Raw genomic sequence first — 12,227 nt, forward strand, 5'->3', positions numbered from 1 at the left:
GGGGTGGCGGGGGCGCCCACGGGGTGCTCCGCGGAGTGCTCCACGTGGTCCCCGCCGTGGATCTGGTCGACGGCGTGCGTCAGCAGACGACCGAGCACCGCCAGCCCGTCCCGTACGCCGCCGGAGGAGCCCGGCAGGTTCACCACCAGGGTGCGCCCGGCGACCCCCGCCGTGCCACGGGAGAGCGCTGCCGTGGGGACCTTCGCCAGCCCCTCCGCGCGAACGGCCTCCGCGATCCCCGGCACCTCGTAGTCGAGGACGCGCCGGGTCATCTCCGGGGTGCGGTCCGTGGGCGAGATGCCGGTTCCTCCGGTCGTCACCACGGCGTCGTAGCCCTGCGCGACCGCGTCCCGCAGCGCCTGCTCAACCGGTTCACCATCCGGGACGACGACCGGCCCCTCCGCCGCGAACCCCATCGCGGACAGGCCGTCGACGAGCAGCGGCCCGCCCCGGTCGGCGTAGACGCCGGCGGCGGCGCGGTTGGAGGCCGTCACGGCGAGCGCGCGATACCGAACGGCCCGCACGGCCCGCACCGGCGCACCGTCCACAGGGCCCGCGCTGTTCGCGCCGCTCGTGCCGTCCCCGCCTGCCACGCCGCCCCCGCCTTCCGCACCGCCCGCGCCTGCCGCGCCGCCCGCGTCGCCGCTCGTGCTCATTCCGGCTCCCCTTGCCGCCGCCACTCCCCCGACTTGCCGCCCGACTTCTCCTCCACCCTGACGTCCGTGACGGTGGCCGCCTTGTCGACCGCCTTCACCATGTCCACGACCGTCAGCCCGGCGACCGCAACCGCCGTGAGCGCCTCCATTTCGACGCCCGTACGGTCCGTCGTCTTCACCTGGGCGGCGATCCGTACGGCGTCGTCGGTGACGCTCAGTTCGACCGTCACGCCGGAGACGGCCAGCGGGTGGCACAGGGGGATCAGTTCCGGTGTCTTCTTGGCGCCCATGATTCCGGCGACACGGGCGACGGACAGGGCGTCGCCCTTGGGGACGCCCTCGCCCCGCAGCAGGTGGACCACCTGGGGCGAGACCAGTACACGCCCGGTGGCACGCGCCGTCCGGGCCGTGACGTCCTTGGCGGAGACGTCGACCATGCGCGCCGCACCCGCCGCGTCCACATGGGTGAGGTGCTGTTGCTCGCCGCTGCTCATGCTTCTCCCGGTGCCTCGCTGTGCCCCGACACGGTACCGGCAGCCCGCGCGGCACGGTCGTGCACCCGGGAATCCGGCGTCCGGGACCGCGCTGTCAGTCCAGCGGGATGACGGTGACGTCTTCACCGGGCTCGGTTCTGGTCGTCATCTCGGGGACCTCGATCAGGGCGTTGGCCTGCGCGAGCGAGGCGATCAGATGGGACGAGGCGCCGCCGACCGGGCGCACGGTGCCCAGGGAGTCGCCCGCCGTCCCTCCGGACGTCTTGGGCGGTGCGTAGTGGCCGCGCAGGAACTGCCGTTTGCCGTCGGGCGAGGACAGCGCGCCGTCGGCCTCCAGGCGGGCGGAGACGGCCTGCCGCCGAACGGGCTCCAGACCCATCAGGGTGCGCAGCGCCGGGCGGACGAACAGCTCGAAGGAGACATAGGCGCTGACCGGGTTGCCCGGCAGAGTGAGGATGGGCGTGCGGTCGGGGCCGATGAGCCCGAAGCCCTGCGGCTTGCCGGGCTGCATGGCGAGGCGGCGGAACTCCACACCGCCGCCGTCGTCCGCCAGGTCGCTCCGGGAGAGCGCCTCCTTCACCACGTCGTAGGCGCCCACGCTGACGCCGCCGCTGGTGACGACCAGGTCGGCGCGGATGAGCTGGTCCTCCAGGGACGCACGGAGCGTGTCCGGGTCGTCGGACACGGCCCCGACGCGGTACGGAATGGCGCCGGCCGCCCGCGCGGCGGCGGTCAGCACATAGCTGTTGGAATCGTGGATCTGGCCGGGTCCCAGGGGCTCGTCGGGCGGCACCAGCTCGCTGCCCGTGGAGAGCACCACGACCCGGGGGCGCGGACGGACCGTGACGGTGCCGCGTCCGATCGCTGCCAGCAGTCCGATCTGCGACGGCCCCAGGACCGTGCCCGCGGTGAGCGCGACGGCACCCGCCCGTACGTCACTGCCCTTGGCGCGGACATGCGCACGCGATGCGACGGGCCGGTGCACGCGCACCTCGCCCGTACCGCCCTCCGGCGCGGCGCTGTGGGCGGCCATCGAGTCGGCGGGCCCCCCGCCCGTGCCGCCGTCGGTCCACTCGACAGGGACGACGGCCTCGGCACCGGGCGGGAGCGGGGCACCGGTCATGATGCGGGCTGCCTGGCCGGGGTCGACCCGGGGGAGCTCGCCGCTGCCCGCGGCGACGTCCCCGACGACGCTGAGCACCGCGGGGAACTCCTCGCTGGAGCCCTCGACATCGGCCGTCCGGACGGCGTAACCGTCCATGGAGCTGTTGTCGAAGGGCGGGAGCGCCGCCGGCACGGTGACGTCCTCGACGAGGACGCAGCCCTGCGCCTCCAGGAGCCGCAGGTCGATGGGCTCCAGAGGGCGGACGGCGCGGAGGATGTCCGCCAGATGCTCGTCGACCGACCAGGTCTCACTCAAGACTTACATCTCCTCGCTGACGTAACTGCGCAGCCATGCCTGGAAGTCCGGGCCCAGGTCTTCACGTTCGCACGCGAGCCTGACAATGGCCCGCAGATAGTCCCCGCGGTCGCCGGTGTCGTAGCGCCTGCCCCGGAAGACGACGCCGTGCACGGGGCCGCCGAGGGACGGGTTCGCGGCGAGGGCCTGCAGCGCGTCGGTGAGCTGGATCTCCCCGCCGCGGCCCGGCTCCGTCTTGCGCAGCACCTCGAAGATGCCGGGGTCGAGCACATAGCGGCCGATGATGGCCAGATTGCTCGGCGCCTCCGCGGCGGACGGCTTCTCCACCAGGTCGGAGACGCGCACCACGTCCTCCTCGGCGGTGGGGTGCGGGGCTGCGGCGCCGTAGAGGTGGATGCTGCCCGGGTCGACCTCCATCAGCGCGATCACGCTGCCGCCGTGCTCCTGCTGCACCTCGATCATACGGGCGAGCAGCGGGTCGCGCGGGTCGATCAGGTCGTCACCGAGCAGCACGGCGAACGGCTGGTCGCCGACGTGCGGCGCGGCGCACAGCACCGCGTGACCGAGCCCCCTGGGGTCGCCCTGGCGCACATAGTGCATGGTGGCCAGGGAGGTGGACTCCTCGACCTTGGCGAGCTTGGCCTCGTCGCCCTTGTCCCGCAGGACCTGCTCCAGCTCGTAGTTCCGGTCGAAGTGGTCCTCCAGCGGCCGCTTGTTCCGGCCGGTGACCATCAGGACGTCCGGGAGGCCCGCTGTCACAGCCTCCTCGACCACATACTGGATCGCCGGCTTGTCAACGACCGGGAGCATCTCCTTGGGTGTGGCCTTTGTGGCGGGCAGAAAGCGGGTGCCGAGGCCCGCGGCGGGAATGACAGCCTTGCTGATCCGAGTAGGGGTGTGAGTCATGTTCCGCACCATAGCCGGTGACTTTATCTGGATCATAAGTATCCGCTGTGTTTGTTGCGGTATGGCGACATGGGAAGGATTTCCGCGCGAGTATGAGTGAAAACAATGAGTGAACGTGCCGCGAAGAGGGAGCTCCGCCGGGAGGTCCTCGCGGCACGCGCCCGCATGACCGCCGAGGACCGGCGGAAGGCCGCCGACGCGCTGTGCGCACACGCCCTGGAGCTGCCCGAGCTGGCGCGGGCGGCGTCCGTGGCCGCCTATGTGTCGGTCGGCTCGGAGCCCGGCACCGGACCGCTGCTGCGGGCCCTGCGCGCCCGAGGCGTGCGCGTACTGCTGCCGGTGCTGCTGTCCGACAACGACCTCGACTGGTGCGCGTACGAGGGCGACGAGGCGCTCGTGGCGGCGGGGCGCGGGCTGCGCGAGCCGTCCGGCCCCCGGGAGGGCGCGGACGCGGTGGTACGCGTGGACGCCGTACTCCTTCCCGGCCTGGCGGTCGACGGGCGGGGGCTGCGGCTGGGCCGCGGCGGCGGCTCGTACGACCGCGCGCTGGCCCGGACAGCCGCCTCCGGCGCGCACCCGGCACGGATCGTCGTGCTCTACGACACCGAGGTGGTCGAGCGGGTTCCCGACGAGGCGCACGACTGGGCGGTCGACGCCGCGGTCACTCCGGGCGGCGCCCTGCGCTTCCCGGGCTGAGCGGCGCACCCCGCCCCCTCCGGGGGGGGCGGGCCCTGTCCGGCGTTCGGCGTCAGCGGCCTAGTCGCGCTGCGGCGTCAGCGCCATCTGGTCGTCCGTCGCCTTGGAGACCGCCTTCTCGTGGAACGCCCAGGGCAGCAGTTCGCCCCTCGCCCACTTGCCGGTCTGGTCGGTGTAGTTCTTGTGGTACGCGTGCCCGGAGGCGCCGGTGAGGTTGATCCAGCGGGACTTGTCGAAGTCGTCCAGGTTGACCACCATCCGCATGGACGGCACCCAGGTGACGTCGTAGCCGCCGGCCGCGTTCCACCCGGTGGCGTTGACCGCCGCCTCGCCGCCGCTGAGGTTCCAGGGGCCGCGGTTGAGCATCCACTGCACGAGGCCCGGCCCCTCGGTCCCCAGGGTCTGGTTCTTCAGCGTCAGCCGGTGCAGCCTGCCCCAGCTCCAGGTGTTGATGTCCTTGCCGAGCTTGGCCGTCAGCTCCCAGCGGGCGTCCTTCATGGCGTGCCGCAGCAGTTCGCCGCGGTTCTTGTCGCCCCGGCGCTGCGCGGTGCCCTGGGTCTTCCACCACTCGCTGTCCGGCTCCTTGAGCAGCTTGCGCACCACCTCGAACCAGCGGTCCCCGCCGTCCGGCTGGGCCGCGTCGCCGTCCCGCTTGCCGCACTCGCGCACCGTGCGGTCCTTGCCGCTCAGGTCGTCGATCGGACCCGAGTCGTCGGCGGGGCGGACGTTGAGGCACTCGCCCTTGACGCGCAGTTCCTTGGGGAGCTTGTTGCCGAAGGCGAGCTTCAGCAGGTTGCGCCAGACAGCGTTGAAGTAGGCCGCGGGCGCCGAGTCGGAGTCCTGCGTGTAGTCCCAGCCCTCCAGCAGGTCCTGGGCCTCCCGTACGTAGGAGTCCTTGATGTCGATCTTCAGCAGATACGGCACCAGCAGTTTGGCGATCTCGCTGCTGTTGTCCATCTGCATGGTCTCCATGTCGCCCATGGAGATCTTTCCGCCGTCCTTGGTCTTGGACCGGATGAGGTCGTTGATCCGCTGACTGCGCGTCCCGTATCCCCAGTCGTCCGTCAGCAGGTACGGGTACTTCTTCTTGTCGATGACGGCCTGGTTAGCGGTGACGATGTAGCCGCGCGAGGGGTTGTACTCCCACGGCAGGGCGCGCTGCGGAATGTATCCCTTCCAGCGGTAGCGCTTGTCCCATCCGGGCGCCGGGTAGCGGCCGTCGCCCGCGCCGCGCACCGGGATCCGGCCGGGCGCCTGGTAGCCGATGTTGCCCTTGACGTCGGCGTAGACGAGGTTCTGCGAGGGGACGGCGAAGTCGCGCGCCGCCTTGCGGAACTCCTTGAAGTTCCGCGCCTGGTTCAGCTCGAAAACGGCGTCCATCGTGCGTGAGGGCTCCAGGGCGGTCCAGCGGAGCGAGACGGCGTAGCCGTCGCCGCGGTCCGGGGCCACGTTGCCGACGGGCGCCTCGTCGCCCACCTTGCGCAGTTCCTTGTCCCGGTCGGAGATGATCGGGCCGTTGTTGGTCTCGCGCACCGTGATCCTGCGGTCCTTGCCGCCCGCGACCTTGATGGTCTCCTGGCGGGTGCGGTACGGCACCTCCTTGCCGTCGTAGAGGTACTTCCCGTCCCGCACCTTCTCCAGATACAGGTCCGTCACGTCCGCGCCCAGGTTGGTCATGCCCCAGGAGATGTCCTGATTGTGGCCGATGACGACGCCGGGCATGCCGGAGAAGGTGAACCCGGACACGTCGTACGGGCAGCCGCGGTCGACCGTGCGGCAGTGCAGGCCCATCTGGTACCAGACGGACGGCAGCTGGGGCGCGAGGTGCGGGTCGTTGGCGAGCAGCGGCTTGCCGGTGGTCGTGTACTTGCCCGACACCACCCACGAGTTGGATCCGATGCCGCTGCCGTTCGGGCCGAGCAGGCCGGGGATGCCGTCCAGCTTGGCGGCAACCGCCCCGAGCTGCGTGCCGGCCCCCTGGACGGCCTGCTGGGCGTCGGAGGACCCCGAGCCGCTCCCCGCTTCCGTTCCGGCGCCTGAGCCCGCTCCGGTGCCCGTGCCGGAGCCCGTTCCCGTCCCGGTGCCGGTGCCGGTACTCGCATCCGTGCCGCCGCCCGTGCCGGGGGCGCTGGCGCCGGTCGTGCCGTCCGGGTCGAACTTCTTGGTGAGGGGGTCGACCGAACCGTCTTCGAGGATGGGCTTGTTGCGGGACGCCGGATACGGCGGGTAGAGCTCCTCGATCTGCTTCTTGCTGAGGCGGCTCGACATGAGCGCCCGGTCGATCTCGTCGGACATGTTGCCGCGCAGGTCCCAGGCCATCGCCTTCAGCCAGGCGACGGAGTCCACGGGGGACCAGGGCTGCGGGCGGTAGTCCTTGCCGTCCAGGTCGAGCATCTTGTACTCGACGGAGGCCGCCGCGCCCTTGTGGTCCTTCAGATAGGCGTTGACTCCGGCCGAGTACGCCTTGAGGTACTCCTTGGTGTCCTTGGCGAGCTGCGCGTACTCCTTCTTGGCAACCTCGCGCCAGCCGAGGGTGCGCAGGAACGCGTCGGTCTTGACCTGACCGCTGCCGAACATCTCCGACAGCCGCCCGGCCGTCATGTGCCGGCGCACGTCCATCTCCCAGAAGCGGTCCTGCGCCTGCACATAGCCCTGGGCCAGGAAGAGGTCCTGCGCGCCGTCCGCGTACAGCTGCGGGATGCCCTTGCCGTCCCGCTTGACGGTGACGGGTGCCTCCAGGCCCTTGATCTTGAGTGTCCCCGTGGTCTGCGGGAACGAGTCGCGGACGGTACTGACGCTCCAGTACGCGCCGACGCCGAGTCCGGCCAAGAGCAGCAGCACGACTGCGATCACGATCAGACGGGCGCGTCGCGAGGTCTTCTTGGCGGGCATCGCTGTCCTTCGCGGGGCAGGGTGGACCTAGAGCTTCGGAGGGCCGGACACCAGCGGTCCGTGCTGGAGCAACCATAGGCGGAGTCCCGGTGCCTCCGGACAGCGAGTCTCCGACTCCGCCCGCCCCGGCCTCCCGTGCGCCCCCGTCGCGCCGGCACCCAGTCTTCCTCACCGCTCGGTCGCGCCGCCGCGGGGCCCTGAGCCGCGGCCCCGCACCGGGCGCCATCTTCAAGCAATGGTAAATTGTTAGCTACCCAAACGAATTAGCGAGCCGACGGCACCGCCCGAGGCCGGGGCCGTGCCGCCCCGAGAGCGTTAAGAAACCGTCAGCACAGCGTCAGGAGCACGTCAGGACAGCACGGAAGACAAGGCGATCCGAAGCCAGCTGCCCCCGGGAGAGAGGACCGTCCCCTGACTGTCGACAGCCTCAACCAACTACTGCTGTTCAGCGCGCTCGTCCTGCTCGTGTCCGTCGCCGCCGTCCGCCTCTCCTCGCGCACCGGCCTGCCCAGCCTGCTGGCCTATCTGGCCATAGGGATCGCCATAGGGCAGGACGGCATCGGTTTCAGCTTCAGCGACGCGGAGCTGACCCAGGTCCTGGGGTACGCCGCGCTCGTCGTGATCCTCGCCGAGGGCGGGCTCAGCACGCGGTGGAGCGACATCCGCCCCGCCGTCCCCGCGGCGGCCGTCCTGTCGACGTTCGGGGTCGGGGTGAGCGTCGCGGTCACCGCGCTGGCCGCGCACTACCTCGTCGGGCTGGAGTGGCAGGCGGCGCTGCTCATGGGCGCCGTGGTGTCCTCCACGGACGCGGCGGCCGTCTTCTCCGTCCTGCGCCGTGTTCCGCTGCCCAAGCGGCTGTCCGGCGTGCTGGAGGCGGAGTCCGGTTTCAACGACGCACCCGTCGTGCTGCTGGTCGTCACCTTCTCCGAGCTCGGCGACGGCACGCAGAGCCCCTGGTATCTGCTGCTGGGCGAGATCGCGCTGCAGCTGGCCATCGGGCTGCTGGCCGGGCTGGTCGTCGGCAAGCTCGGCGAGCTCGGACTGCGGCGCGTCGCACTGCCCGCCTCCGGGCTGTATCCGATCGCCGTGCTGGCGCTGTGCGTTCTGGCGTACGCCGGAGGGGCGCTGGCGTACGGCTCCGGCTTCCTGGCCGTCTACGTCGCCGCGCTGATCCTCGGCAACGGCAAGCTGCCGCACCGGCCGGCCGTACGCGGCTTCGCGGACGGCATGGCCTGGATAGCGCAGATCGGGCTGTTCGTGCTGCTGGGGCTGCTGGTGACGCCGCATGAGCTGTTGAAGGACTTCTGGCCCGCCATGGTCATCGGGCTGGCGCTCTCCCTGCTGGCCCGCCCGCTGTCCGTTCTGCTGTGCCTGCAGCCGTTCCCCCTGCGCGCCCGGGACAAGGCGCTGCTGTCGTGGGCGGGGCTGCGCGGGGCCGTGCCCATCGTGCTGGCGACCATTCCGATGGTGGCGGACGTGGAGGGCAGCCAGCGGATCTTCAACATCGTCTTCGTCCTGGTCGTCGTCTTCACCGCGGTCCAGGGCCCCACGCTGCCCTGGCTGGCGCGCACGCTGCGGCTGGGCGACCCCTCCGGGGCCGAGGACCTCGACATCGAGTCGGCGCCCCTGGAGCGGCTGCGCGGCCATCTGCTGTCCGTCTCCATTCCGGACGCCTCGCAGATGCACGGTGTCGAGGTGACCGAGCTGCGGCTGCCCCCGGGAGCCGCTGTCACCCTCGTCGTACGGGACGGCGCCAGCTTCGTCCCGCTGCCCACGACGGTCCTGCGGCACGGGGACGAGCTGCTGGTCGTCGCGACGGACGAGGTGCGGGACGCGGCGGAGCGGCGGCTGCTCGCGGTCGGACGGGGCGGCAAGCTCGCCGGCTGGCTGGGGACCGGAGGCAGTACGGCGGCGGGGCGCTAGCGCCCGTCCGGTCAGCGGTTATCCTCGGTGCGGAATGGCAACCCCCGACTCTGCCTGATGCAGAGCTGGCGCGACCGCTCGGCGGCCACGGTCCGGACCGCACCTCTCCGGACCGGGTATCTACCCCGGTCCAGCGCGAGAGGACAGCTCTCGGCGCGCGTGACGAGCACCGCACTCGGTGTCCCCGTCCGTGCGCTACCAGGCGGCAGAAAGGCCCGGCCGTGACATCCCCGGCCACAAGCACGGCACGACAGCGTGCCGGATACGGACAGCTGCTGCGTACGGAAGGCGCGTGGTCCTTCCTGCTGCCCGGCTTCCTGGCACGGCAGCCCTACGCGATGCTCACCATCAGCATCGTGCTGCTGGTCGAGCACACCACCGGCTCCTTCGGCCTGGCGGGCGCCGTCTCGGCCACGGCGGGCGTGTCCATGGCGCTCATCACTCCGCAGAGCGGCAGGCTCGCCGACCGGTTCGGACAGGCCGCCGTCCTGGTGCCCGGCGTGCTCCTGCACGCCGTGGCGGTCGGCACCCTGACCGCGGTGGCCCTGCTCGACGCGCCTCTGTGGACCCTCTTCCTCGCCGCCGTACCGGCCGGGGCGACCACACCGCAGATCAGCCCCATGGTGCGGGCCCGCTGGGCGGCACGGCTGGACCGGTCGCCGCTGATGACGACCGCGGCGGCCTTCGAGTCGGTCACGGACGAGTTCACCTTCGTCGTCGGGCCGGTGCTGGCCACCGCGCTGTGCACGGGCGTGCACCCGGCGGCCGGACTGGTCGCCGAGGCGTCCGTCTCGCTGGTCGGCTGCCTCGTCTTCGCGGCCCAGCGGCGCACCCAGCCGGAGCCGAGCGGCAGGCGGGCCGCCGGCCGTACGGCGAAGCGGGAGGGCGCGTCCCCGACCTCCGTACTGGCCCTCCCCGGCCTGCGGGTGCTGATCGCCGGGATGCTCGGCATCGGGACGGTCTTCGGCGGCATGCAGGTGTCGCTGACCGCGTTCACCGACTCGATCGGGCAGCCGGGCGTCAACGGCGTCATGTACGGCGCCTTCGCGGGCGGCAACATGCTGGCCGCCGTCGCCGTGGGCGTCATCCGGTGGAAGCGCGCGCCGCAGCGGCGGCTGCTGACCGGCTACCCGGTGCTGGTCCTGGCCACCGCCTCGCTGGCGACAGCGGCCCAGCTGGGCCCGTGGGCGTTGCTGCTGGGTGCCCTCGGGACGCTGACCGGGCTGTGCGTCGCCCCGTGCATGATCACCTGCTTCACCCTGACCGAGACGCTGGTCCCGGCGGCCTCCCGCACAGAGGCGTTCACCTGGCTGACGGGATCCATCTCGCTGGGCCAGGCGACCGGGTCCACGGTGGCCGGCCAGCTGGCGGACGGGGCGGGCGCCGAGGCGGGCTTCCTGACGCCGCTGCTGGGCACCGGCCTGGCGCTGGCCGTTCTCCTGATCTTCCGGGGGGCGCTCACCCCGCCGTCGAACGGCCGGGTGGCAGCACGTGGGCTGGGTCACCGCGAGGCCGCAGCGGTGGACTGACGCGCGGGAATACTGCACTATGGAGCGTCGTTAGCACTCATCGAGTGAGAGTGCCAGGAGGAAGAACGTGCCGACCTACCAGTACCAGTGCACCGAGTGCGGCGAGGGCCTCGAAGTGGTGCAGAAGTTCACGGACGACTCGCTGACCGAGTGCCCCTCCTGCGAGGGCCGCCTGAAGAAGGTCTTCTCCGCCGTCGGCATCGTCTTCAAGGGCTCCGGCTTCTACCGCAACGACAGCCGTAGCACGTCCTCCAGCAGCGCCGCGTCGAAGAACGGCGGCAGCGAGGGCGGGTCCTCGTCCGACAGCTCCTCTTCCGAGGGCTCCTCTTCGGCGTCGTCCTCGGACTCCTCGTCGTCCTCTTCCGCGTCGTCCTCCTCGTCGGACGCGAAGTCGTCCGGCTCGGGCAGCTCCTCCGGTTCGTCCGGCACGAGCACAGGCAAGAGCACGTCGAAGGCAGGCAGTTCAGCCGCCTGACCGTGTGCCCGGCAGCGCGCACCCCGTAGGGTGAGCGCATGAACGGACAGGTCGAACAGGCAGAGATCGGCGTCATCGGCGGCTCCGGCTTCTACTCGTTCCTCGACGATGTGACCGAAGTCTCCGTCGAGACCCCCTACGGCCCGCCGAGCGACTCCCTCTTCCTGGGCGAGACCGCCGGGCGACGGGTCGCCTTCGTGCCCCGGCACGGCCGTCGCCACCACCTCCCGCCGCACCGCATCAACTACCGCGCGAACCTGTGGGCGCTCCGCTCCGTCGGCGTACGGCAGGTCATCGCGCCCTGCGCGGTGGGCGGGCTCCAGCCCAAGTACGGTCCGGGCACCCTGCTCGTGCCCGACCAGCTCGTCGACCGCACGAAGGGGCGGCGGCAGACGTACTTCGACGGCGAGCCGCTCCCCGACGGCTCCGTGCCCCACATCATCCACGTGACCTTCGCCGACCCGTACTGCGAGACGGGGCGGCAGGCGTCGCTCAAGGCGGCCCGGGGGTTCGGCTGGGAGCCGGTGGACGGCGGCACGATGTGTGTGGTCGAGGGGCCCCGCTTCTCCACCCGCGCCGAGTCCCGCTGGCACGCCGAGCAGGGCTGGGCGGTGGTCGGTATGACCGGGCACCCGGAGGCCGTGCTCGCCCGCGAGCTGGAGCTGTGCTATTCGTCACTCGCCCTCGTGACCGACCTGGACGCCGGAGCCGAGACCGGCGAGGGCGTCTCCCATGAGGAGGTACTGCGGGTCTTCGGCGAGAACGTCGGACGGCTGCGCCAGGTCCTCTTCGACGCGGTGGCCAAGCTGCCGGCGAACGCGGAGCGGACCTGCGGCTGCGGCCGGGCGCTGGGCGGGCAGGACCCGGGGATCGCCCTCCCGTAGAAGCGGGGCGCACTGCCGTGACGGCGCGCTCGCGGTTTCCCCGAAGGCGCCCCCGTATGCGGGACGAATCCCTCGTACGGGTGGCGGAGTTGTCCACAACCGGTGAGTTATCCCCGGTTTTCCACCGGCTCCTGCGGAATGCGGCGGGAGCGGGCACCTTGGCCGTGGCAGGCCGCCGCGTACCGCGGCGGCGGTCGCGCACGAGCAGCCGCTCGTGCCCGTGCTGATGGCTGGTGGTGAGCGTCGTGTCCCGATTCCGTTCCCGGTCCCCGTTCCGGTCCCCTCCCCCGCATGCGCGTGATGTCCGCGCGCCCGGGGTCGCGCCCGTGCCCGACTTCGTCCCGGTGCGTGC

Annotated in this window: 10 protein-coding genes; 5 read left to right on the forward strand and 5 right to left on the reverse strand. The window is 71.7% G+C overall.

What is annotated here, in order from left to right; genetic code table 11:
• The 4 genes from G5C65_RS19370 to galU form a co-directional block, all read right to left on the reverse strand.
• Window positions 1-656: MogA/MoaB family molybdenum cofactor biosynthesis protein (locus G5C65_RS19370; protein ID WP_165300138.1), on the reverse strand; the 656-nt coding region annotated here is incomplete at its 3' end.
• Entirely contained in the window at window positions 653-1,150 is a 498-nt protein-coding gene (moaC, locus tag G5C65_RS19375) for a cyclic pyranopterin monophosphate synthase MoaC (RefSeq protein ID WP_165300139.1), read from the reverse strand. The genes moaC and G5C65_RS19370, both read right to left, overlap by 4 nt.
• Before the next feature lie 94 nt (window positions 1,151-1,244).
• The gene (gene glp, locus G5C65_RS19380) at window positions 1,245-2,570 is read right to left on the reverse strand and encodes a molybdotransferase-like divisome protein Glp (protein ID WP_165300140.1); all 1,326 of its coding nucleotides are present in this window, start codon (window positions 2,568-2,570) and stop codon (window positions 1,245-1,247) included.
• A 3-nt stretch (window positions 2,571-2,573) separates the two neighbouring features.
• Window positions 2,574-3,476 carry a UTP--glucose-1-phosphate uridylyltransferase GalU gene (gene galU, locus G5C65_RS19385; protein WP_165300141.1) on the reverse strand — a complete coding sequence of 301 codons (903 nt, stop codon included), beginning with the start codon at window positions 3,474-3,476 and terminating at the stop codon, window positions 2,574-2,576.
• 105 nt (window positions 3,477-3,581) lie between these two features.
• Here galU and G5C65_RS19390 point away from each other — a divergent pair, with 105 nt between their 5' ends.
• On the forward strand, window positions 3,582-4,172 hold the full coding sequence (locus G5C65_RS19390; RefSeq protein WP_165300142.1) for a 5-formyltetrahydrofolate cyclo-ligase: 591 nt from the start codon (window positions 3,582-3,584) through the stop codon (window positions 4,170-4,172).
• A 60-nt stretch (window positions 4,173-4,232) separates the two neighbouring features.
• On the opposite strand, the gene G5C65_RS19395 is transcribed toward G5C65_RS19390, so the two are convergent.
• Window positions 4,233-7,064 carry a penicillin acylase family protein gene (locus G5C65_RS19395; protein WP_165300143.1) on the reverse strand — a complete coding sequence of 944 codons (2,832 nt, stop codon included), beginning with the start codon at window positions 7,062-7,064 and terminating at the stop codon, window positions 4,233-4,235.
• A gap of 411 nt (window positions 7,065-7,475) precedes the next feature.
• Here G5C65_RS19395 and G5C65_RS19400 point away from each other — a divergent pair, with 411 nt between their 5' ends.
• The 4 genes from G5C65_RS19400 (at window position 7,476) to G5C65_RS19415 (ending at window position 11,875) form a co-directional block, all read left to right on the forward strand.
• Window positions 7,476-8,987, forward strand: coding sequence for a potassium/proton antiporter (locus G5C65_RS19400; protein ID WP_165300147.1), 1,512 nt, complete (start codon window positions 7,476-7,478; stop codon window positions 8,985-8,987).
• A gap of 221 nt (window positions 8,988-9,208) precedes the next feature.
• Window positions 9,209-10,516: an MFS transporter gene (locus tag G5C65_RS19405; protein ID WP_165300144.1), complete on the forward strand. Its 1,308-nt coding sequence runs from the start codon at window positions 9,209-9,211 to the stop codon at window positions 10,514-10,516.
• Window positions 10,517-10,583: 67 nt separating this feature from the next.
• Window positions 10,584-10,991: an FmdB family zinc ribbon protein gene (locus G5C65_RS19410; RefSeq protein WP_165300145.1), complete on the forward strand. Its 408-nt coding sequence runs from the start codon at window positions 10,584-10,586 to the stop codon at window positions 10,989-10,991.
• A 38-nt stretch (window positions 10,992-11,029) separates the two neighbouring features.
• The gene (locus G5C65_RS19415; RefSeq protein ID WP_165300146.1) at window positions 11,030-11,875 is read left to right on the forward strand and encodes an S-methyl-5'-thioadenosine phosphorylase; all 846 of its coding nucleotides are present in this window, start codon (window positions 11,030-11,032) and stop codon (window positions 11,873-11,875) included.
• Window positions 11,876-12,227 lie beyond the last annotated feature (352 nt).

It is taken from the genome of Streptomyces boncukensis, from assembly GCF_011045075.1.
GTDB lineage: Bacteria > Actinomycetota > Actinomycetes > Streptomycetales > Streptomycetaceae > Streptomyces > Streptomyces boncukensis.